General features: G+C 42.6%; 22 protein-coding genes, 2 tRNA genes, 1 rRNA gene and 1 riboswitch. Of the genes, 23 read left to right on the top strand and 2 right to left on the bottom strand.

Going from position 1 to position 20,568, the window contains the following annotated elements; translation table 11 throughout:
* Nucleotides 1-134 precede the first annotated feature (134 nt).
* The gene (locus OCV65_RS12680; RefSeq protein ID WP_262582350.1) at nt 135-992 is read right to left on the bottom strand and encodes a MurR/RpiR family transcriptional regulator; all 858 of its coding nucleotides are present in this window, start codon (nt 990-992) and stop codon (nt 135-137) included.
* A 277-nt stretch (nt 993-1,269) separates the two neighbouring features.
* On the opposite strand from OCV65_RS12680, the gene ald reads away from it, so the two are divergent.
* Complete coding sequence (ald, locus tag OCV65_RS12675) at nt 1,270-2,385, top strand: alanine dehydrogenase (RefSeq protein ID WP_118382605.1); 1,116 nt, start codon at nt 1,270-1,272, stop codon at nt 2,383-2,385.
* 242 nt (nt 2,386-2,627) lie between these two features.
* Nucleotides 2,628-4,778, top strand: coding sequence for a Tex family protein (locus OCV65_RS12670; protein ID WP_262582348.1), 2,151 nt, complete (start codon nt 2,628-2,630; stop codon nt 4,776-4,778).
* Between the two features lie 89 nt (nt 4,779-4,867).
* Here OCV65_RS12670 and OCV65_RS12665 read toward each other — a convergent pair whose 3' ends face one another.
* A complete protein-coding gene (locus tag OCV65_RS12665; RefSeq protein ID WP_118382606.1) occupies nt 4,868-5,491 on the bottom strand; it encodes an ECF transporter S component in 624 nt (207 codons plus the stop codon).
* Between the two features lie 124 nt (nt 5,492-5,615).
* A riboswitch (FMN riboswitch) is annotated at nt 5,616-5,747 on the bottom strand.
* A 146-nt stretch (nt 5,748-5,893) separates the two neighbouring features.
* On the opposite strand from OCV65_RS12665, the gene OCV65_RS12660 reads away from it, so the two are divergent.
* From OCV65_RS12660 to OCV65_RS12565, 21 genes are all read left to right on the top strand, one after another.
* Complete coding sequence (locus OCV65_RS12660; RefSeq protein WP_262582347.1) at nt 5,894-7,075, top strand: aldo/keto reductase; 1,182 nt, start codon at nt 5,894-5,896, stop codon at nt 7,073-7,075.
* Between the two features lie 82 nt (nt 7,076-7,157).
* Complete coding sequence (gene tsaE / locus OCV65_RS12655) at nt 7,158-7,592, top strand: tRNA (adenosine(37)-N6)-threonylcarbamoyltransferase complex ATPase subunit type 1 TsaE (protein ID WP_118382608.1); 435 nt, start codon at nt 7,158-7,160, stop codon at nt 7,590-7,592.
* Nucleotides 7,580-8,317 carry a tRNA (adenosine(37)-N6)-threonylcarbamoyltransferase complex dimerization subunit type 1 TsaB gene (gene tsaB / locus OCV65_RS12650; RefSeq protein ID WP_118452234.1) on the top strand — a complete coding sequence of 246 codons (738 nt, stop codon included), beginning with the start codon at nt 7,580-7,582 and terminating at the stop codon, nt 8,315-8,317. Before tsaE ends, tsaB begins: the two co-directional genes overlap by 13 nt.
* Before the next feature lies 1 nt (nt 8,318).
* Nucleotides 8,319-8,759 (top strand): ribosomal protein S18-alanine N-acetyltransferase, encoded by a 441-nt coding sequence (gene rimI, locus OCV65_RS12645; RefSeq protein ID WP_262582346.1) that lies wholly within the window; start codon nt 8,319-8,321, stop codon nt 8,757-8,759.
* 103 nt (nt 8,760-8,862) lie between these two features.
* Nucleotides 8,863-9,096: a hypothetical protein gene (locus OCV65_RS12640; protein WP_118382611.1), complete on the top strand. Its 234-nt coding sequence runs from the start codon at nt 8,863-8,865 to the stop codon at nt 9,094-9,096.
* Between the two features lies 1 nt (nt 9,097).
* The gene (locus OCV65_RS12635; RefSeq protein ID WP_262582345.1) at nt 9,098-10,009 is read left to right on the top strand and encodes a ribonuclease Z; all 912 of its coding nucleotides are present in this window, start codon (nt 9,098-9,100) and stop codon (nt 10,007-10,009) included.
* A gap of 1 nt (nt 10,010) precedes the next feature.
* Nucleotides 10,011-11,039, top strand: coding sequence for a tRNA (adenosine(37)-N6)-threonylcarbamoyltransferase complex transferase subunit TsaD (gene tsaD, locus OCV65_RS12630; RefSeq protein WP_262582344.1), 1,029 nt, complete (start codon nt 10,011-10,013; stop codon nt 11,037-11,039).
* Between the two features lie 3 nt (nt 11,040-11,042).
* Nucleotides 11,043-11,744, top strand: a complete 702-nt coding sequence (gene ispD, locus OCV65_RS12625) for a 2-C-methyl-D-erythritol 4-phosphate cytidylyltransferase (protein ID WP_262582341.1) — start codon at nt 11,043-11,045, stop codon at nt 11,742-11,744.
* Nucleotides 11,745-11,930: 186 nt separating this feature from the next.
* A complete protein-coding gene (locus tag OCV65_RS12620; protein WP_118382614.1) occupies nt 11,931-12,896 on the top strand; it encodes a sugar-binding transcriptional regulator in 966 nt (321 codons plus the stop codon).
* Nucleotides 12,897-13,040: 144 nt separating this feature from the next.
* A complete protein-coding gene (gene srlA, locus OCV65_RS12615; protein ID WP_118382615.1) occupies nt 13,041-13,559 on the top strand; it encodes a PTS glucitol/sorbitol transporter subunit IIC in 519 nt (172 codons plus the stop codon).
* A 21-nt stretch (nt 13,560-13,580) separates the two neighbouring features.
* A complete protein-coding gene (gene srlE, locus OCV65_RS12610) occupies nt 13,581-14,576 on the top strand; it encodes a PTS glucitol/sorbitol transporter subunit IIB (protein ID WP_262582340.1) in 996 nt (331 codons plus the stop codon).
* Between the two features lie 45 nt (nt 14,577-14,621).
* Complete coding sequence (locus OCV65_RS12605; protein ID WP_262582339.1) at nt 14,622-14,993, top strand: PTS glucitol/sorbitol transporter subunit IIA; 372 nt, start codon at nt 14,622-14,624, stop codon at nt 14,991-14,993.
* 38 nt (nt 14,994-15,031) lie between these two features.
* A complete protein-coding gene (locus OCV65_RS12600) occupies nt 15,032-16,351 on the top strand; it encodes an NAD(P)H-dependent oxidoreductase (RefSeq protein ID WP_118452240.1) in 1,320 nt (439 codons plus the stop codon).
* A 131-nt stretch (nt 16,352-16,482) separates the two neighbouring features.
* Nucleotides 16,483-16,941, top strand: a complete 459-nt coding sequence (locus OCV65_RS12595) for a transcriptional regulator GutM (RefSeq protein ID WP_118452241.1) — start codon at nt 16,483-16,485, stop codon at nt 16,939-16,941.
* Nucleotides 16,942-17,054: 113 nt separating this feature from the next.
* Nucleotides 17,055-17,140: transfer RNA gene (locus OCV65_RS12590), tRNA-Ser, on the top strand.
* Nucleotides 17,141-17,211: 71 nt separating this feature from the next.
* On the top strand, nt 17,212-17,667 hold the full coding sequence (locus OCV65_RS12585) for a DUF2752 domain-containing protein (protein WP_262582337.1): 456 nt from the start codon (nt 17,212-17,214) through the stop codon (nt 17,665-17,667).
* A 16-nt stretch (nt 17,668-17,683) separates the two neighbouring features.
* On the top strand, nt 17,684-18,856 hold the full coding sequence (locus tag OCV65_RS12580) for a CD225/dispanin family protein (RefSeq protein ID WP_262582335.1): 1,173 nt from the start codon (nt 17,684-17,686) through the stop codon (nt 18,854-18,856).
* A 41-nt stretch (nt 18,857-18,897) separates the two neighbouring features.
* Nucleotides 18,898-19,365: a DUF4190 domain-containing protein gene (locus OCV65_RS12575; protein ID WP_118384575.1), complete on the top strand. Its 468-nt coding sequence runs from the start codon at nt 18,898-18,900 to the stop codon at nt 19,363-19,365.
* Between the two features lie 8 nt (nt 19,366-19,373).
* On the top strand, nt 19,374-19,799 hold the full coding sequence (locus tag OCV65_RS13540; protein WP_416810582.1) for a DUF2752 domain-containing protein: 426 nt from the start codon (nt 19,374-19,376) through the stop codon (nt 19,797-19,799).
* A 173-nt stretch (nt 19,800-19,972) separates the two neighbouring features.
* Nucleotides 19,973-20,061 (top strand) — tRNA-Ser (locus OCV65_RS12570).
* 300 nt (nt 20,062-20,361) lie between these two features.
* Nucleotides 20,362-20,568: ribosomal RNA gene (locus OCV65_RS12565) — 16S ribosomal RNA — on the top strand; the annotation flags it as partial.

The raw sequence follows: 20,568 nt of genomic DNA, 5'->3' as shown, positions 1-20,568 counted from the left end.
AAATATTCTTCGTGAAATACACATGATGAAAAATTATATTTTTTGCTTGAGTTCATCCTAGCACATGAGAAATAAATGTGCAATAAAAGTTATTTCTTTCACGTGGATGATATTTTTTGGACATGACCGCAGAGCTAATAGTTGCCAAGTTTACTAAGATATTTGTCAATAGTAACGAGACGTTTTTCAATTCCTTTTGCTTTGTGACTGATTGTTTCCAGTAAAGCTTCAGATACAAACTGTGGGGCAATCATGGAATTGAAAAATGTATTGCTGTCTACAGGAACAGTCAGAAGCACGGTAGCATACTTGGCAAGTTCAGAGCTTGGTTTGTCTGTGATAAGGATAATCTCAGCTTTGGCGTTATAAGCCATTTCGGCAGTAACCTTATCTTGCAAGGAATACCTTGGAAAACTGAAAAGAATCAGACAATCGGTATGGGAAATATTGCACATATGATCGATCGGACTCATAGTGGTAGTGGTGGTCATTGTTACGTGTGGCACCATCTGTTTTAAATATAAGATAAAGTAATCAGCCAGGCAGATGTTTCCCCGTGTGGCTGCGATATATTTATGTTTACAGGAAACAATTATATCAGCAGCCTTTTCAAAGTTCTGAATAGGATTATGAATAAAAATTTCTTCCAAATTATGGGCGGCATTTTTAAAATGACGGTTAATATATTCGGCAGAAGTATCCAGTTTTGCCTGCTTGGCAATTCTCTGGGAAGGAGTCGTGATACTGCTGGAGATACTGAGAACTTTATCCTGGTAGTCTTTTCGCAGTGCTTTCTGAAAGTCTATAAATCCGGAAAAACCAATCGTGCGACTGAAACGTATGACAGAAGATTCGCTGACACCAAGTTTCAGAGCAATTTCGGTAGATGTCATAAAACAGGCATCGGATGCATTGTCCAGAATGTATTCAGAAATAATCTTTTGTGTTTTGGTCAGGTGTGCTGAGTGAAGTAAATCCTGCATATTTTCCATAGTCTTATCCTCCGGGAGATTATATTAATAGTTAGATTTAAACATGAAAAAGAAATTCGCGCAAGATGTGAAAGACATTTCTATAGAAGAAAAAGCATAATATTAAGTGAAAAAATAAACTTACTGGTGAAAAAAATAACTTTTATTGTAATCTAAAACAGTCTGTGTTAGTATTGGGTCAGACGGAAGAGAAGAATATTATTCAACAAAAAAGAAAAATGAAAAATAATATTCACTCAAAAAACAAACGGATTAAAATTTTTAGGAGGATTTTAAAATGAAAGTAGGATGCGTAAAAGAGATTAAAAACAACGAGTTTCGAGTAGGTATGACTCCTGACAACGTAAAGAGTTATGTGAATGCAGGACATGATGTCTATATCGAAAAAGGAGCCGGAGAAGGATCAGGATTCTTAGATGCTGAGTATGAGGCAGCTGGAGCTAAGATGATCGATACTGCTAAAGAAGTATGGGACACTGTTGAAATGATGATCAAAGTAAAAGAGCCGCTTCCGGAAGAATATCCATTATTCCACGAAGGACTTATCCTTTATACATATCTTCACCTTGCAGCAGATAAGCCGCAGACAGATGCTCTGCTTAATTCCAAAGTAAAAGGTGTTGCATACGAGACACTGATTGAAAGAAACGGAAGCATTCCTCTTCTTGCACCAATGAGCCAGATCGCAGGACGTCTGAGTATTCAGGAAGGTGCTAAATATCTTGAGAAGAGATTCGGTGGAGAAGGAGTTCTCCTTGCAGGCGTTCCGGGAACACCGAAGGCTAACATCGTAATCCTCGGTGGTGGATCTGTAGGAACTAACGCATGTAAGATCGCTGTAGGAATGGGCGCTAACGTAACCATTATGGATATCAACCTTCAGAGACTTGCTTATCTTGATGATATCTTTGGAGCACGTATCCAGACACTCGTATCTAACGATGCTAACATTGAAAAAGCAGTGAAAGAAGCTGACCTTGTAATCGGATGTGTTCTGATCCCAGGAAAATCTGCTCCGAAGCTGTTCAAGAAGAAATATCTCAAAGAGATGAAACCAGGCGCAGTATTCGTAGACGTTGCTGTAGACCAGGGTGGATGTGGTGAGACAACTAAGGTTACATACCATGATGATCCGATCTTTATCGAAGACGGTGTTGTTCATTACTGTGTAGGCAATATGCCAGGAGCAGTTCCGAGAACATCTACAATCGCTCTGACAAACGCTACACTGTCTTACGGACTGCAGATCGCAGGCAAGGGACTGGAGCAGGCATGTAAAGATAACGAAGTAATTTACTCAGCTATCAATACATACGATGGAAAATTAACATGTAAGAACGTAGCAGACAGCTTTGATTGCTATGAATACACAGATGTCAGAACTGTATGCTAATTAGCTGCAATTATAATAAGTAGAAACTGAATGATTAATTCCTATTAACGGAAAGTGCCGGTATCTTTAAGGTGCCGGCATTTTCTGTATCACGGGGTGTTTGTATGGAACTGTCATTGTCTGAATTTCGGGTAGTTAAGATGGAAAAACACATTGTAATCACAGAATGGAAAAGGTATACTATAAGGCATGCAGAGCACATACATAAGTGCACATTAAGATGTTGCAGAAAGGGTGTATATATGGATATTAATCAGAAGATAACGGAAGAACTTGGTGTCAAGCGGTGGCAGGTAGATGCGGCTGTGAAGCTGATTGACGAGGGGAATACGATTCCGTTTATTGCACGATATAGAAAGGAAGCGCATGGTACATTGGACGATGAACAGCTTCGTAAGCTGGCAGAGCGACTGACCTACCTGCGCAACCTGGAAGAGAAAAAAGAACAGGTATTGGCAAGCATTGAAGAACAGGGGAAACTTACAGAGGAGTTGCGAGACAGGATCCTTGAGGCACAGACGCAGGTGGCAGTGGATGATCTGTATCGTCCGTATCGTCCGAAGCGTCGTACCAGAGCAATGATTGCGAAAGAGAAAGGACTGGAGCCGCTGGCTATGCTGATGCTGCTTCAGCAGTCCAAAGAGCCGTTGGATAAATTGGCATCAGCTTATATTAATCCGGAGAAGGAAGTAAAGACTGTTCAGGATGCGGTGGCCGGAGCAAAGGACATTATTGCGGAGCAGATTTCGGATGATGCGGCTTACCGCAGCTGGATCCGCAATATGACTGTGAAAAAAGGCAAAGTAGTATCGCAGGCAAAGGATGCAGAAGCGGAATCTGTCTATGAGATGTATTATGAATTTGAAGAAGCAGTGGTTAAGATCGCGGGACACCGTATTCTGGCACTTAACAGAGGCGAGAAGGAAAAATATCTGACGGTGAAGATCGAAGCACCGGAAGAAGATATTCTGCGTTACCTGAAGAAAAAGATGTTACATGGAGATCATACTGAAATCACAGCAGCTATTGAAGCAGCAATTGAGGATGGATATCAGAGACTGATCGCACCGGCTATCGAACGCGAGATCCGGAATGAACTGACAGAGAAGGCAGAAGATGGTGCAATCCAGGTGTTTGGCAAGAACCTGGAACAGCTTCTGATGCAGCCGCCGATCGTTGGCCGCACAGTACTGGGGTGGGATCCGGCATTTCGTACCGGTTGCAAGCTTGCGGTGGTAGATCCAACCGGGAAAGTTATTGGCACTACGGTTATTTATCCGACGGCACCAACTACTCCACAGAAGATTAAAGCATCCAAAGATCTGCTGAAGAAGATTATCCCAAAGTATAATATTTCTTTGATCTCACTGGGTAATGGAACTGCATCCAGAGAGTCGGAACAGATTATTGTGGAGCTTCTGAAGGAAATTCCAGAGAAAGTGCAGTACGTAATTGTAAATGAAGCTGGTGCATCTGTATATTCTGCCAGCAAGATTGCAACAGAAGAATTTCCTAAATTTGATGTGGGACAGAGAAGTGCAGCTTCTATTGCAAGACGACTGCAGGATCCGCTGGCAGAATTGGTTAAGATTGATCCGAAATCCATCGGTGTCGGACAGTATCAGCATGACATGAATCAGAAGAAGCTTGGCGAGGCATTGCATGGTGTTGTAGAAGATTGTGTAAATAAAGTCGGCGTAGATCTTAACACTGCCTCTGCACCGCTGCTCTCGTACATTTCCGGTATCTCCGGAACAATTGCCAAGAATATCGTGGCGTATCGGGAAGAAAATGGAAGATTCAAGAGCAGAAAAGAACTCTTAAAAGTAGCGAAACTCGGACCAAAAGCATATGAGCAGTGCGCCGGATTTATGCGAATTCACGAGGGTGCTAATCCGTTGGATGAGACAAGTGTACATCCGGAGTCTTACGAAGCTGCTAAGAAGCTGTTGGAAAAACAGGGATTCCAGATATCCGATATCACAGGCGGTAAGCTTGCGGGATTGTCACTTACGATTCGCGATTATAAGAAGACGGCACAGGAATTGGGCGTAGGAGAGATTACTCTGCGTGATATCGTGGCTGAACTGGAGAAACCGGGCAGAGATCCACGTGATGAGATGCCGAAACCAATCCTCCGCACGGATGTGTTGGATATGAAAGATCTGAAAGAAGGTATGGTTCTCAAAGGAACAGTAAGAAATGTTATTGATTTTGGTGTGTTTGTAGATATCGGTGTACATCAGGACGGACTGGTGCACATTTCTGAGATTACCAATAAGTTCATTAAGCATCCACTGGAAGCAGTTAGTGTTGGCGATGTCGTGGATGTGAAGGTTCTGAGTGTGGATCTGAAGAAGAAACGAATCGCACTTACCATGAAGAACGTATAAGTAAGAATGTATAAAAAAGAGGTTTGAATGACTGTGTTTACAGCGTTCAAACCTCTTTCTATATAATGAGTTATGATACTTTGGGATGGTTACTGCATCCGAAATACCGGACGGATCTTCTTGTAAATCAGGAATACGATCAGGGAATCGATGATTCCTTTTAAGATATTAAATGGTGCGACTGCAAATGCCACAAAGGTAAACAGGCTGGTAATATGAGCATTGACTGCAGTTCCCATTCCTACAAGTGCCTCCATTGGCATACCGAAAGCTTTGCCGTAAGCTGGAAGCAATACAAATGCATTCAGGAAACATCCAAAGATTGTCATCAATACAGTACCTGTTGCCATACCGATGATGGCACCCTTTCTGGTATGCATTTTGCGGTAAATGATTCCTGCCGGTACAACGAAAGAACATCCGAGAAGGAAGTTGGCAAGTTCACCAACACCTGCGGTAATCGTGCCGTTGATTGCAAAGTTCAGAAGAATTTTGATCAGTTCGATCGCAGCACCTGCAACTGGACCCATAGCAAAACATCCTACCAGTACCGGTACTTCACTAAAGTCAATCTCGTAAAAGGCCGGTGCAAATGGCAGTGGGATCTCGAAAAGCATCAGTACAACAGAGATGGCTCCGAGCATTCCAATCTGTGCGAGAATCCTTGTCTTAGAAGATGTGTGTGTGCGTTCGTTAGTTAATGTGTTATCCATTTTCTTTCTCTCCTTTTGATGTGGATTATAAAAGGAAGAACTCTTCTCGAAATGTGCGTAGAGAATGCAAATAAAAAAACCCGACATTATATGCCGGGGTCAACTATCATTCAAATGATACTGCACAATCCTTCTCTCATCCAGACTTTACTGTCGGTTCTGGAATCTCACCAGATCAGCTGCTGCACTGTGTAGGATACAACAGGTCGCGGACTATACCGCCGGTTGGGAATTACACCCGACCCCGAAGAATTACTATTCCATTTATGTTGTAAGGATAGCACACTATATCCAAGAATGCAAGTCTCTTTACATGAAAAATGGATTCACGTATAATAATTGTTACAGCTGACCACAGGTGTGCTAGTTAATTTTAAGATTTTGTAATCAAAGGAGAATGATATGCAATATAGAAAAGATCGATATGGAGAACCAATTTCTTTGCTGGGATATGGTTGTATGAGATTTACAAAAAATGGTAACAGCATAGATCTCGATAAAGCGGAAAGGGAATTGATGCTTGCCATTAAAAGTGGTGTGAATTATCTGGATACAGCATATATCTATCCGGGAAGTGAGGTGGCAGTTGGCGAGATACTACATCGCAATCACTGCCGGGAAGAAATTAGGCTTGCAACCAAATTGCCGCAGTATTATATCAAGTCAGGTGCAGCAATTGAAAAATATTTTAATGAACAGCTCACACGTCTTCAAACAGATTACATTGATTATTATCTGATGCATATGCTGACAGATGTTGCGGCATGGGAGAAACTGAAGAAGCTTGGTATTGAAGCTTGGATCACACAGAAAAAGAAAGAGGGCAAAATTCGCAATATCGGATTTTCTTTTCATGGTAATACGGAGATGTTTATCCAGATTCTGGATGCTTATGACTGGGATTTCTGCCAGATTCAGTATAACTATATGGATGAACACACGCAGGCAGGAAGGACAGGGCTTCAGGAAGCGGCAAAACGTGGGATTCCGGTAATTATCATGGAACCTTTACGCGGTGGAAAACTGGTGGATCTGTTACCGGAAAAAGCAAAAAAGCGAATTGCAGAAGATCCAAAGAAACGTACTCCGGCAGAACTGGCATTCCGCTGGCTGTGGGAACAACCGGAGGTGACCTGTGTGCTTTCAGGGATGAATTCAGAAGAAATGATCCGTGAAAATGTTCGTATAGCATCGGAAGTACAGACTGGCGAATTTACAGAAGAAGATTTCTCATTGATCGAGGCGGTAAAAAAAGACATACAGGACACCCTGAAAGTAGGATGCACCGGATGCGGATATTGTATGCCATGCCCGAAAGGAATTGACATTCCGGCAGCTTTTCGTTGTTATAATCACATGTATACAGAAAAGAAAGGCGCGGGACGTCATGAGTATCTTCAGACAGTCTGTCTTCAAAAAGACTTCCGACCTGTCAGTGCCTGTGTGGAGTGTGGCAAATGTGAGAGCCACTGCCCGCAACATCTGGCAATCCGCCAGAAGCTGAAAGAGGCAGATGGCAAGCTTCTTCCGTTTTATTATAAGATCGGTCTTAAAGTTGTGAAGAAACTGGGGCTGTTCTGGTAAAGCAGCGTCATATATAGAAAAAAAAAGAAAGATATGCTATAGTGTGTGTATACTCGAAATAGAAAATGGATGGTTTATTAATATGAAGAGAGAATTGATAGAATCAAATTGCGAGAAGGATACTCGTGATCTGGGATTTCGCCTGGGACAGGCTGCGGAGCCTGGTCAGGTGTATACGCTGGTGGGAGACCTTGGTGTCGGCAAGACGGTGTTCACGCAGGGACTGGCAGCAGGTCTTGGGATTGAAGAGCCGGTGAGCAGCCCGACATTTACAATTGTACAGGTGTATGAGGATGGCAGACTTCCGTTTTACCATTTTGATGTATACCGGATCGGTGATGTGGAAGAGATGGATGAGATTGGATACGAGGATTATGTATATGGACAGGGAGTGTCCCTGATCGAGTGGGCGAACCTGATTGAAGAGATTCTTCCGGAACATTATACAGAGATACGGATTGAGAAAGATCTGGATAAAGGATTTGATTATCGGAGGATAGAAATATGCGAATATTAGCATTGGACAGCTCAGGACTTGTGGCGAGTGTAGCTGTTGTAGAAAAGGATGGAGAAGAGACAAGTACCATCGCAGAATATACGGTTAATTATAAGAAGACACATTCCCAGACGTTACTGCCTATGTTGGATGAGATTGCGCACATGACAGAACTGGATCTGAATACAGTAGATGCCATTGCAGTAGCGGGAGGACCGGGATCATTTACCGGACTCCGAATTGGATCTGCGACGGCGAAGGGTTTGGGACTTGCATTGAAAAAGCCATTGATCCATATCCCGACGCTGGAAGGACTTGCGTATAATCTCTGGGGAACAGATAAGATCGTGTGTCCGATCATGGATGCAAGACGCGGTCAGGTATATACTGGAATTTATGAATTTGACGGTAATGAATTACGTGTGCTGGAAGATCAGATGGCGGTCAGTATTGAAGAACTGGGTGAGAAGCTGAAACAGTATAGCAGACCAGTTGTTTTCCTGGGAGATGGAGTGCCGGTATTCAGGAAAAGACTCGTGACAGAGATTATGCCAGAGTCTGATCTTCATTTTGCACCTGCATCTATGAATCGTCAGAGAGCAGCTTCGGTAGGAAGCCTGGCGATCCGCTATTATGAAGAAGGCAAGACGGAGACGGCGGTGGAACATCAGCCGGATTATCTCCGTGTATCACAGGCAGAACGTGAGCGCGCGGAAAGAGAACGTGCGAAACAGGAGGCAAGATAATATGTTTTGTATCCGTAGAATGCGGGAAGAAGATCTTGCGGATGTGGCAAGGCTTGAAAAAGAGATATTTTCAGATCCATGGAGTGAGAGTGCAATCAGAGAAAGCATGGAACAGTCGCAGACGCTGCTGCTGTCAGCACTGGAGGATGGTGTACTGGTTGGCTATCTGATTGTTTATTATGTATTGGAAGATGGAGAGATTGCCCGTATTGCGGTAGAATCGGACTTTCGCAGAAACGGTGTAGCCTCTCGTTTGTTGAAAGAACTGGCGTTTATCTGTGCGGACAATGGTGTAAATAAATTACTGCTAGATGTTCGGGAAAGCAACGAATCAGCAAAAGCTTTTTATAAGAAAAAGGGGTTTGTCCTGGATGGCGTGCGGAAAAATTATTATACAAATCCGACAGAAAATGCGATTCTTATGAGTCTGGAACTGTTGTGACAGGTGGTAATAAAGGAAAGAGTTCCCACTAGGATAACGTCTGGACGATGGTTATAATGTAGGCGTAAGACGATATACAGTTTATAACAACAGGAGGAATCGTATGCGCAAATATGGGATGAAAGAAACGAAAGAAATTAAAAAAATTATCTGTAATAAATGTGGAAGGGAAATTACAGCTGTGAATGGATTGCTCAGCGAAGACGTGCTGTCTGTAGAAAAACGCTGGGGCTATTTTTCCAGAAAGGACAACCGGGTAGACAGATTTGATCTGTGTGAAGATTGCTATGATGAGATGGTTGCTGCATTTTTACTTCCACCGGAAAGTAGAGGATAGAATGTTAGATGTATGTTTGCTGGGAACCGGCGGTATGATGCCGCTTCCTTACAGATGGCTCACTTCTTTGATGGTGCGTTATAATGGCAGCAGTCTGCTGATCGACTGTGGCGAGGGTACGCAGATTGCCATCAAAGAAAAAGGATGGAGCTTTAAGCCGATCGATGTGATCTGCTTTACGCATTATCATGGAGATCATATCAGCGGGCTTCCGGGACTATTGCTTACTATGGGCAATGCAGATCGGAAGGAACCACTTACCCTGATTGGACCGAAAGGTCTGGAGCGGGTTGTAGGCGCCCTGCGCGTCATTGCGCCGGAACTGCCATTTCAGATTATATATAAGGAAATCAAAGGTCCGGAAGAGACGTTTGAGATGAATGGTTACCGCCTGAAGGCGTTTCGTGTAAATCACAACGTATTGTGTTATGGATATACGATGGAGATTGACCGTGCAGGCAAGTTTGATGTCAGCCGGGCAGAGGTGGCAGAGATTCCAAGGAAATACTGGGGAATTCTGCAGCGTGGTGAGACCGTGGAAGAGGATGGGAGAATCTTGACTCCGGATATGGTACTTGGACCGGCCAGAAAAGGTCTCAAGATCACTTATGCAACGGATACCAGACCGACCGAGTCGATTCTGGAGAATGCAAAGCATGCCGATTTATTTATCTGTGAAGGCATGTATGGAGAGAAGGATAAGTTAAAGAAAGCAAAAGAATATAAGCATATGACATTTTATGAGGCGGCTGAACTTGCGAAGGCGGCAGAGGTAAAAGAAATGTGGCTGACTCATTACAGTCCGTCATTGAATCGACCGGAGGAGTACCTGAAGGATGCACGGGATATTTTTGGAAATACAGTGGCATCAAGAGATGGACAGTCCGTTGAGCTTGTATTTGAGGAGGCATAATATGGAAGAAAAAAAAGATTTGCTGATTCTGGCAATCGAAAGTTCCTGCGATGAAACAGCTGCGGCTGTTGTGAAAAATGGCAGAGAAGTATTGTCTAATGTGATTTCTTCGCAGATTGCACTGCATACGCTGTATGGTGGCGTGGTGCCGGAGATCGCATCCAGAAAGCATATTGAAAAGATTAATCAGGTGATTGAAGCAGCACTTGATGAGGCGAAGGTTACATTGGATGACATTGACGCCATTGGTGTAACTTATGGACCAGGACTTGTGGGAGCGCTTCTGGTCGGAGTGGCTGAGGCAAAAGCAATCGCTTATGCGGCTAGGAAACCTTTGATCGGTGTACACCATATTGAAGGACATATTGCTGCAAATTTTATTGAACACAAAGAATTGGAACCGCCGTTTCTCTGCCTGGTGGTGTCCGGTGGACATACACATCTGGTGTGTGTGAAAGATTATGGAGAATTTGAGATTCTGGGACGCACAAGAGATGATGCGGCAGGTGAGGCATTTGACAAAGTGGCCCGGGCTATCGGACTTGGATATCCGGGTGGTCCGAAGATTGATAAAGTGTCAAAAGAAGGCAATCCTGATGCAATTGAATTTCCAAGAGCGCACATGGGAGATACGCCATACGATTTCAGTTTCAGTGGTGTGAAGTCGGCGGTGCTCAATTATCTGAATGGATGTAAGATGAAAGGCGAGACCTGGAATCAGGCGGATGTTGCTGCTTCATTCCAGAAAGCTGTTACAGATGTACTGGTGGCTAACTCTATGCAGGCAGTGAAAGAATACGGACTTCGTAAGTTTGCAATCGCCGGCGGAGTGGCATCGAACAGTGCACTTCGCAGTGCTATGAAAGAGGCCTGCGAAAAGAACGATATTGATTTTTATTATCCGTCTCCGATATTCTGTACGGACAATGCGGCGATGATCGGCGTGGCAGCATACTATGAGTACCTGAAGGGAACCCGTCATGGATGGGATCTGAACGCAGTACCGAATCTGAAGTTGGGGGAACGATAGGACATGAAGGACAGATGTACTGCGATCGTACTTGCGGCAGGGCAGGGACAACGTATGAAAAGCAAAGTGAAGAAGCAATTTTTGAGCATAGCAGGAAAGCCTATTGTGTATTATGCGCTGCAATGTTTTGAGAAAGCATCATTCATTAACAATGTTATTCTGGTAACCAGCGAGGATTGTGTGGACTATTGTCAGAAAAAGATAGTAGAAAAATATGGATTTCGAAAAGTAGAAAAAGTAGTTGTTGGCGGGAAGGAGCGGTATGATTCCGTGTATGCCGGTCTGCTGGCCTGTGGAGAAACGGATTATGTATATATCCATGACGGTATCCGCCCGTTCATCACCAGAGATATTTTGGAGAGAGCTCTGGATGGAGCCAGAGAGACTGGTGCATGTGTGGTTGGAATGCCTTCTAAGGATACAGTGAAGATTGTTGATAAAGAACAATTTGTTACAAAAACGCCAAAAAGATCCCGTATGTGGGCGGTCCAGACGCCGCAGGTTTTTCGTTATTCAATTATCAGACAGGCACATGAAAAAGCTCGGCTTGGAAGAATGGACGGAGTAACGGATGATTCGATGCTGGTGGAAAAATATGGTGACTGTAAAGTAAAAATGGTAGAAGGATCCTATGAAAATCTAAAGATAACAACGATGGAGGATCTGTTTGTTGCGGAAGTTATACTGAGGGGAAATGAATTGTAAACATTGGGGCATGTAGATGAGAGGTGTTATCTTTGTTAGATAATTATCAATTGTTACAAAAGCATTGAACAAATGTAAAAATAGGGTTGTGAGAAATAGTAAACTTTTACAAATATTCAACCCAAATCTATTGAAGTTAAGGTAAATATATACTAAGATTTAGGAGAAGAAAGCGAGAAGATCTGGATGAAGAAAATTGTAGATGATTGGCGGCTGATATATAAAGTTTGTAGCTTGTATTACGAAGATGATATGCGTCAGCAGGAAGTCAGTGATTATCTGGGAATTTCCAGAGCTACAGTGTCGCGTATGCTTCAAAAAGGAAAAGAAAGTGGGATTGTCCGTGTAGAGGTGATTAATCCTGTACAGTTTTCCTACAACAAGCTGGAAAAGGCATTGGAACGCAAATATGGTCTGAAAGAGGTTATCGTCGTAGAAAGCAGTGCGTTGGATACTAAGACGGAGTCGGTATCGCGTATGTATGAGCGGGCAGCTCTTTATCTTTCACAGTTCTTCAAAGATGGGGACTGGATCGGAGTAACCATGGGACATACGCTTCACAATATCGTGAAGACGAACCGGGCGTTCGAAAAAGATAAGAAGCTGATGTTTGTACCGATTGTCGGAGGTATTGGACAGAGCACGATTGATAAGGTGGATGTGCAGAGTAATCGTATTGCACAGGAGTTCTCCAGAAAGTTTGGAGGGACTTATACACAGTTTCTGTCGCCGGCAGTTTTTTCAGAGCAGAAAGCAATGGAGTATTTTCTGAAAGAGAAGTCGATAAGTTACATATTTGATGATTTTCAGAAGTTAGATACGTTGATCATGGGAATCGGCATTCCACAACGAGTGGAATCAACACTGGTTCGGGCAGGGTATATTACAGGTGAGAACCTGGAAAAGTTTGCCCGAGACGGAATGGCAGGAGATATCGCATTGCATTTCTTTGATGAAGATGGAGCTACTGAGAAGTTTCGTGCATTTAATGATCGTGTAGCAGGTATGCCGTTAGAGATGATGAAAAAAGTCAGAAACAGAATTGGCATAGCGGGAGGCGAGAACAGAGCTGAAGCTATCAGAGGAGCGATTAAGGGTGGATTCATCAATATGTTAATTACGAATATTGATGCAGCAGAGAAGTTGCTTTGATAATATTATTTTAGATATATAAATGAATAGCGAAAGCCGGGTGATTTTTGCAGTCAAGGGCCCAGACATGTGAACGAAGCCGGACAAGCTGTGATCATTATATATAAAGTAGGATACTATAAATGAGTAAATGGAGGAGAGACTATGGAAGCTATTTCTAATGTAGCAAGTGGATTTATTGGTCTATTTCAGGCAGGTGGAGAAACATTTATGGGCTGGGTTACCGGCATCATTCCGCTTGTAGTGTGCTTGATGACAGCGGTAAATGCTATCATCAAACTTGTAGGTACAGAGAAAGTTGAGAATTTCGCTCAGAAAATTACGAAGTATATGATTCTTCGGTACACATTACTTCCTTTAATGGCAGTATTCTTCCTGGCAAATCCGGCATGTTATACATTCGGACGTTTCCTGGAGGAGAAGTACAAACCGGCATTTTATGATGCAGCAGTAAGTTTTGTACATCCTATTACAGGACTTTTCCCACATGCAAACGCTGGTGAGCTTTTTGTATGGACAGGTATTTCAGCAGGTGTTGCTGAGGCTGGTTATGCAACTGCTGGTCTTGCAGTAAGATATTTCCTTTGTGGTCTGGTAGTTATCCTGATCCGTGGTATCTTGTGTGAGAAATTGTACGCGTCAATGGCAAAGAAGAGTGCTTAATTAGTTGGAGGAGGTAGAATCATGTATAAATCTATTACTATTAAAGCTGGATCAGGCGGATGGGGCGGTCCTCTGACTATTACCCCTACAGAAAAATGCCACAAAATCTTAAATGTTACAGGTGGAGGAATTACACCGGTAGCACAGAAGATTGCAGATATGACTGGAGCAGAAGTTGTCGATGGATTCAAGACAGGATGCCCGGATGATGAAGTTATGGTAGCAGTTGTTGACTGTGGCGGAACAGCACGTTGTGGTGTGTATCCTAAGAAGGGTATCTTTACTGTTAACCTTACACCGGTTGGACAGTCAGGACCTCTTGCACAGTATATTCAGCCTGAGATCTATGTATCTGGTGTTACAGAGTCAGATCTGTTCCTGGCTGATGGCTCAGAGGTTGAGGCAGCGGCGGAGAAGCAGGCAGCTAAGACTGAAGCTAAGACAAAAGAGCAGGCTAAAGCAGATGTTGCAGCAGCTCAGGCTGGTCAGAAACAGGGTATCGTAGTTCGCATTGGTAAGGGCGTTGGTAATGTTGTAAATAAATTCTTTGCAGCAGGTCGTGAGACAATCGACATGGTTATCAAGAATATCCTTCCATTCATGGCATTTACAGCTACATTGCTTGGTATTATCAGCGCTAGTGGACTTGGTGATATTATCGCCAACACAATCGCTCCGCTGTGTGGAACACTTCCGGGAATGCTCGTTATTTCCTTTATTTGTGGATTGCCGTTCCTGTCACCGATTCTGGGACCTGGAGCTGTTATTGCACAGGTTGTTGGTACTCTGCTTGGAGCGCAGTTCGCAACAGGTGCTATTCCTGCTAAGTATGCACTTTGCGCATTATTCGCAATCGATGCACAGGTTGGTGGAGACTTCGTACCGGTTGGACTTTCACTTGGAGAAGCAGAGCCAGAGACAATTGAGCTTGGTGTTCCGGCTGTACTGTTTGAGCGTATGATCACAGGACCTTTATCTGTACTGCTTGCATTCGTATTCAGTATCGGAATGTTCTAATTCTGAACGAAATATCATTCAGCTTGAAAAGAAGGAGACATTTAAATGAAATTTCAGGTAACAATCGTAGGACATGGTGCAGAAGCACTTGAGTTTTTAAATGACTCAGATAACAGTTTTTTCATTCTCTTTAACGAGAATGCGCCGGAAGAACTGGCAGAGATTTCTGTGTTACATACAATTTCTGCAGTTTATAAAGAACCGGCACCTGGTGATACCATGAAGATCGGTGATAAGGAGTTCAAGATCACTGCAGTTGGTGTGGAAGCTCCATATACACTGAGAGAACTGGGACACTGCACTGTCAACTTTGGCGGCGGCGAAGAAGCCGCACTTCCGGGATGCATTATGCTGAAAGGCTCTGAGAAAGTAACTGTGGAGGATCTGCAGGCCGGAACAGAGATTTCGATATACTAATCAATTAAATTCATAACATAAGTAAGGAGAGATGAGTTATGCTTAACATGGACAAAAAACTTCTTAAAAGAGAAGAAGAAGGCAAAGTTATTCGCGTAGGTATCGTAGGAGCGGGACAGATGGGTCGTGGAATGGTTACCCAGATGGTTCTTATGAAAGGTATTACACCGGCAATCGTATCTGATATCAAGATCGAGAATGCTGTACACGCGTTTAAATATGCTGAAGTTCCGGACGAAGAAATCGTAGAAGCTAAGACATTAGAGGAAGCTAATGCAGCTATGGAAGCTGGTAAATATGTTGCTTGTGAGGATGCTAATTTCGTATCTCAGGCTAACCTTGTTGAATGTGTGATTGATGCAACTGGTGTACCGGATGTTGGAGCTAAAGTAGCTACTGATGCTATGAGAAATAAAAAGCATGTTGTAATGCTGAATGTTGAGACAGATGTTGTTATTGGACCATACCTGAAGAAACTTGCAGAAGAAGAAGGCGTTATCTACACAGGATCTGATGGAGATGAGCCGGGTGCAGTTATGCATCTGTATAGCTTCGCTAAAGCAATGGGCCTGAACGTAGAAGTTATGGGTAAAGGAAAGAATAACAAGATCGACTACGATTGTAACCCTGATACAGTTCTTGAAGAGGCTACTCGTCGTAAAATGAGTCCTAAGATGCTTTGTGCATTCAAAGATGGTACAAAGACAATGGTAGAGATGACTGCTATGTCTAACTATACAGGACTGATCCCGGATGTTATCGGAGGACATGGTCCAAAGACAGCTCCTGGAACAGAAGGTATCAAAGAGCTGAACGAGATCTTCAAACTGAAAGAAGATGGTGGTATCCTGAACAAACACGGCGTAGTAGAATACGTTAATGGAATTGCTCCGGGAGTATTCGTAACAGTATCTACACCAAATGCAGAGATCGCATACCAGCTTGGATATCATAGCATGGGACCTGGACCACTGTGGACACTGTATCGTCCATATCACCTCTGCAACCTTGAGACACCTCTGTCAGTTGCAAGAGCAGTAATCGAAGGCGATGCAACATGTGTAGCTAAAGATGGTCTGGTATCTGAGTGTATTACAAGAGCTAAGATCGATCTGAAGGCTGGACAGACTATCGATGGTATCGGTGGATACACAACACACGGATCAATTGCTACAGCAGAAGAGTCTAACGCTAAGGGATATGTGCCATTCGGTCTTGTTACTAAGAATGCAGTTATGAAACAGGATGTTAAGAAGGGTACTCTGATCACATATGATATGATCGATCTGGACAAGACAACTCTGATTTACAAGCTGAGAAAAGAACAGGATGCAATGTACGGAAGACACGTACTGTAGTCCATAATATTAAAAGATATTAAATACCTACAATACCATAATAATACCGGGAAAAGGTAGATGACCTGGGAGTCCTTTCAGCGATACGTAAGGCTGATGGGGCTCCTTCCCGGCTATAGGAGGAAGTGTGCATGTTTAGTCAGTTACCTATGATATCCAAACTTTTATTCGTTATATTGATTCTTTTTATCCTGCAGGCATTAGGTGGATACTATCAGGTGAAGAATTATCGTGCTACTGTACGGGAAATTCATAAATTGGGCAATGTGGGCATTGGTCAGAAAAAAGGTAAATTTTTTAATGGTAATATTGTTATGGTAGCATCAGATAGTGATGGTATCATTAAAGGTGTTGTGATTCTGGATGGTATTACATTCCTGTCCAAATTTCATTCGGTAGACGAATTTTTAGGCAAACCATTAGTGGGGAGCAGCATCTATTCATTCCTGGAAGTGACGGACGGATTTGATAAGAAAGAGCGCAAACAGTATATGGGATGGATTCGTGCGTTTGAAGCTCTACGCACCAGATTTGAAGCGCAGGAAGATTCAGATGAGTCGGAAGACGCGGAAAACACAGAAGCGATATAAGGGATTTTTTGAAATTTACGCAAAAAAATAAAAAAATCAAAAAATGTATTGACATTCAGTATTCTAAATGCTAATATATTAGAGCACCAAGCGAGTGCGACAGTAGAATACATGGAGAGGTATCGAAGTGGTCATAACGAGGCGGTCTTGAAAACCGTTTGTCCGCAAGGGCGCGTGGGTTCGAATCCCACCCTCTCCGCTTTCAGGAGTTTTGCTAATGCAAGACTCCTTTTGTTATATAATGAAAAAATAGGTGATAAAATGCTGAGTATGATGAAAGAAAAAATCTATGATTCGTCTGGAATTATGAAGAAAGAAATTCGCATTATAATTAGTGCAGGTGTTTTTGTAATATTGCTTGCGGGTACCCTGTTTTTATATTATCATAATCCTAAGGACGGATTAGGTCTGGTGTGCCCGATTTATACGTTGACTGGCTATTATTGTCCGGGATGCGGTGCGGGAAGGGCATGTTATGCTATCCTGCATATGCAGTTTTATCAGGCATTCAGATATAATCCATTATTAGTACTGATTCTTCCGTGGTTGATTTTGTATTATTTGATATGCTGGATACAATGGTTGATTTGCGGCAGAGAGAAACTGAGTGTGAATATACCGTTATGGATTCCAATGACAGTATTAATTATGATGTTAATATATGGCATTGTGAGGAATATAGGTGTATATCCATTTACGGTACTGGCTCCGACAAAGGTGCTATAAGGAAGGAGAGAAAAGTATGAAGTGTAGTTTTTGTGGTAATGAGGTAGAAAAAGGGATGAAATACTGTCCGCTTTGTGGTGCTGAAGTAAAGGAAGAGACTCCTGAAAACCAGACACCAGAGATGGAAAATCATGATGAGCCGAATAACGATTACAGTTATGGACAGAGTAGCAGTGATCCAAATGGCGGATACAGTTATGGACAGAGCAGCAGTGATCCAAATGGCGGATACAGCTATGGACAAAATGACAGTAACCCTAATAGCAGTTTTAATTATGGTGGAAAGTCTGGTAATGGATATAGTCAGTTTAATAATGGGCAGCCGGAGAAACAGATTAGTGGAACGCCATATATTATCTTCTCGATTCTTGTGACATTGTGTTGCTGCCTGCCACTGGGTATTGTAAGTATCGTATATGCAAGTAAGATTAACTCTCTGCAGAATGCAGGTGATTATGAAGGTGCTAAAGCAGCAGCTAAGAAAGCAAAGATTTTTATGATTGTTGGTGCTGTTGGTGGGTTGATTGCAAGTGTCGGGCTTTTTGCAACAGGATATATCAGTGATTCCACGACGGTTCAGACGGTTGAAAACATGCTGGACGAAGATGCAGATACAACAGATTCGAGAGATGATGTAACAGAGACAGATGATAAAGAAACTACAAAAGAGCCGGTTACAGCCAATGAAGACCTTGGTGATAGCTGGAAGAGTTATACAGTACAGATTAATGATGCGGTTGTGACATTTCCGTGTGAAGTCAGTAAGCTGGAAGAAACCGGACTTACATTGGATACGGATGACAAATCAGAAGACTACGTGATTAATAAAGATGATTATGAGTTGGTATATTTCCGGGATTCCAATGCTAATTCGCTGATGTTTATAGTGTCCAATAAAACAGATTCGGCTAAGACGATAAAAGAATGTAAAGTATCAGGGATATATGTAGATGAGTATGATGTTGAAGATGGTAGTCTTACAGTAATCTTCCCTGGAAATATTCAGGTTGGAATGGATATCAGCGATGTGGAAGCTAAATGGGGAGAAGCATCCGATGTATATGAAGGAGAATATTCTCATACATATAGCTGGTATGATGAAGATACTTATAATTATTGTACAGTAAGTGTGGATCCGGAGACAAAAAAAGTGACGATGATCGATCTGGATGGGCAAGACCTGCAATAGTGTAAAGTAGATGGAATAGGATAAAAAGCAGGAACGAAAAGATGAAGTGTAGACGATGCGGATTTGAAAATGTAGACAATGCAGATTTTTGCTGCCATTGTGGAGAAGATCTTAGACAGATGAATCGGCTGGAATACCAGAATAATCTGCGAGATCCCAATGAGCAGATGAATCAGAACTATCAGCAGAATTTTAATTACCAACAGAACCAGAGTTTCCGGCAGGAACAGAATTTCCGGCAGGGGATGAATTATAATGCAAAAGATGGTGGAGAAGATGGAATGGCAGTGGCTTCCATGGTGTGTGGGATCTGTGCACTTCTTATGATGTGTTGTGTGCCTTATTTTACGTTGGTTATGGCAATATTGGGACTGGTGTTTGGTATATTGTCGTTAAAGAAGAAACCGGGCAATGGGATGGCGTTAACTGGCGTGATAACATCGGGTATATCACTGGCATTTTCTGTGATTGGGATTCTGATGGGACTGAGTCTGCTCCTTAATGTATGAGGTGACAGATGTTGTTGGAATATGTGGGTGAAAGAATAGAGTGGGTGTGTTACAGGATCTTGACGTCGCTATATATGTTAGTGGCGCTGGTGATAGTGTATATGCGATATTTCCATATCGAACTGTATAGTGCCTCGGAATGCTATATGTATCGAATGACGGGATATTACTGTCCGGGATGCGGAGGTACACGGGCGGTGCAGGCGTTAGTGCATGTGGAACTGTTGCGAAGCCTGAGGTGTCATCCGGCTGTTTTACCTGGCGTGGTAATGTCGATCGTGTTTTGGATTGGCATGACATGTGAAAAGATAGTCCGACCAAATATAAAGCGCTTTAAATTGAGAAGGATATATTTTTACGTTGTACTGGGAATTGTGATGATACAGTGGATTGTAAAAAATGTTTTATTATATGCTCTTGGATGGCATATATGAGAATAATACATTATGAAGCTGAAAAGCGGTATGTAGATGCGGGGATGCTACTATGTACCGTTTTTTTACTTTACAGGAAATTGCTTTCCTGTAAAGTAAAAAAATGGAAGAAAACTGTTGACAAAACCAGAAGACACAACTATAATATCATTTGTTCGCGCTTGAAACGGTATGGAGAAATACCCAAGAGGCTGAAGGGGCTCCCCTGGAAAGGGAGTAGGTCGTTAATAGCGGCGCGAGGGTTCAAATCCCTCTTTCTCCGTTTTGATATATACCAATGTTAATAACTGGTAAAAAGAAAATTAAAAAATCTTAAAAAAGTTGTTGACAAGATATGGGAAAACATGGTATTATATCAAAGCTGACTCGTGAGAGCAGTAAACACAAAGAACTTTGATAACTGAACAATAGACAACAACCCTGAAGATTCTTTAAGAGAAAATTCAGAACAAGACATTTAATGTCGACCTAAAACAGTAATAACGGGATAGGAAAGCTAGTAGTTTTCCTGAACGGAATTAAACTTGATTTTAACTCACGCTGAGGTGTGAGGGAAAATATTTTTTACGAGAGTTTGATCCTGGCTCAGGATGAACGCTGGCGGCGTGCTTAACACATGCAAGTCGAACGAAGCGCTTAAGTTTGATTCTTCGGATGAAGACTTTTGTGGCTGAGTGGCGGACGGGTGAGTAACGCGTGGGTAACCTGCCTCATACAGGGGGATAACAGTTAGAAATGACTGCTAATACCGCATAAGACCACAGCACCG

It is taken from the genome of Dorea ammoniilytica (assembly GCF_025567415.1).
Classification (GTDB): Bacteria; Bacillota; Clostridia; order Lachnospirales; family Lachnospiraceae; genus Claveliimonas; species Claveliimonas ammoniilytica.
The sequence above is the reverse complement of the archived record's forward strand: the minus strand, read 5'-3'. Positions and strand labels throughout refer to the sequence as shown.

What these genes read in the sequence shown, in the direction of transcription:
- OCV65_RS12680 (WP_262582350.1), bottom strand. Translation starts at nt 992, where the DNA reads ATGGAAAATATGCAGGATTTACTTCACTCAGCACACCTGACCAAAACA.
- ald (WP_118382605.1), top strand. Translation starts at nt 1,270, where the DNA reads ATGAAAGTAGGATGCGTAAAAGAGATTAAAAACAACGAGTTTCGAGTA.
- OCV65_RS12670 (WP_262582348.1), top strand. Translation starts at nt 2,628, where the DNA reads ATGGATATTAATCAGAAGATAACGGAAGAACTTGGTGTCAAGCGGTGG.
- OCV65_RS12665 (WP_118382606.1), bottom strand. Translation starts at nt 5,491, where the DNA reads ATGGATAACACATTAACTAACGAACGCACACACACATCTTCTAAGACA.
- OCV65_RS12660 (WP_262582347.1), top strand. Translation starts at nt 5,894, where the DNA reads ATGCAATATAGAAAAGATCGATATGGAGAACCAATTTCTTTGCTGGGA.
- tsaE (WP_118382608.1), top strand. Translation starts at nt 7,158, where the DNA reads ATGAAGAGAGAATTGATAGAATCAAATTGCGAGAAGGATACTCGTGAT.
- tsaB (WP_118452234.1), top strand. Translation starts at nt 7,580, where the DNA reads ATGCGAATATTAGCATTGGACAGCTCAGGACTTGTGGCGAGTGTAGCT.
- rimI (WP_262582346.1), top strand. Translation starts at nt 8,319, where the DNA reads ATGTTTTGTATCCGTAGAATGCGGGAAGAAGATCTTGCGGATGTGGCA.
- OCV65_RS12640 (WP_118382611.1), top strand. Translation starts at nt 8,863, where the DNA reads ATGCGCAAATATGGGATGAAAGAAACGAAAGAAATTAAAAAAATTATC.
- OCV65_RS12635 (WP_262582345.1), top strand. Translation starts at nt 9,098, where the DNA reads ATGTTAGATGTATGTTTGCTGGGAACCGGCGGTATGATGCCGCTTCCT.
- tsaD (WP_262582344.1), top strand. Translation starts at nt 10,011, where the DNA reads ATGGAAGAAAAAAAAGATTTGCTGATTCTGGCAATCGAAAGTTCCTGC.
- ispD (WP_262582341.1), top strand. Translation starts at nt 11,043, where the DNA reads ATGAAGGACAGATGTACTGCGATCGTACTTGCGGCAGGGCAGGGACAA.
- OCV65_RS12620 (WP_118382614.1), top strand. Translation starts at nt 11,931, where the DNA reads ATGAAGAAAATTGTAGATGATTGGCGGCTGATATATAAAGTTTGTAGC.
- srlA (WP_118382615.1), top strand. Translation starts at nt 13,041, where the DNA reads ATGGAAGCTATTTCTAATGTAGCAAGTGGATTTATTGGTCTATTTCAG.
- srlE (WP_262582340.1), top strand. Translation starts at nt 13,581, where the DNA reads ATGTATAAATCTATTACTATTAAAGCTGGATCAGGCGGATGGGGCGGT.
- OCV65_RS12605 (WP_262582339.1), top strand. Translation starts at nt 14,622, where the DNA reads ATGAAATTTCAGGTAACAATCGTAGGACATGGTGCAGAAGCACTTGAG.
- OCV65_RS12600 (WP_118452240.1), top strand. Translation starts at nt 15,032, where the DNA reads ATGCTTAACATGGACAAAAAACTTCTTAAAAGAGAAGAAGAAGGCAAA.
- OCV65_RS12595 (WP_118452241.1), top strand. Translation starts at nt 16,483, where the DNA reads ATGTTTAGTCAGTTACCTATGATATCCAAACTTTTATTCGTTATATTG.
- OCV65_RS12585 (WP_262582337.1), top strand. Translation starts at nt 17,212, where the DNA reads ATGATGAAAGAAAAAATCTATGATTCGTCTGGAATTATGAAGAAAGAA.
- OCV65_RS12580 (WP_262582335.1), top strand. Translation starts at nt 17,684, where the DNA reads ATGAAGTGTAGTTTTTGTGGTAATGAGGTAGAAAAAGGGATGAAATAC.
- OCV65_RS12575 (WP_118384575.1), top strand. Translation starts at nt 18,898, where the DNA reads ATGAAGTGTAGACGATGCGGATTTGAAAATGTAGACAATGCAGATTTT.
- OCV65_RS13540 (WP_416810582.1), top strand. Translation starts at nt 19,374, where the DNA reads ATGTTGTTGGAATATGTGGGTGAAAGAATAGAGTGGGTGTGTTACAGG.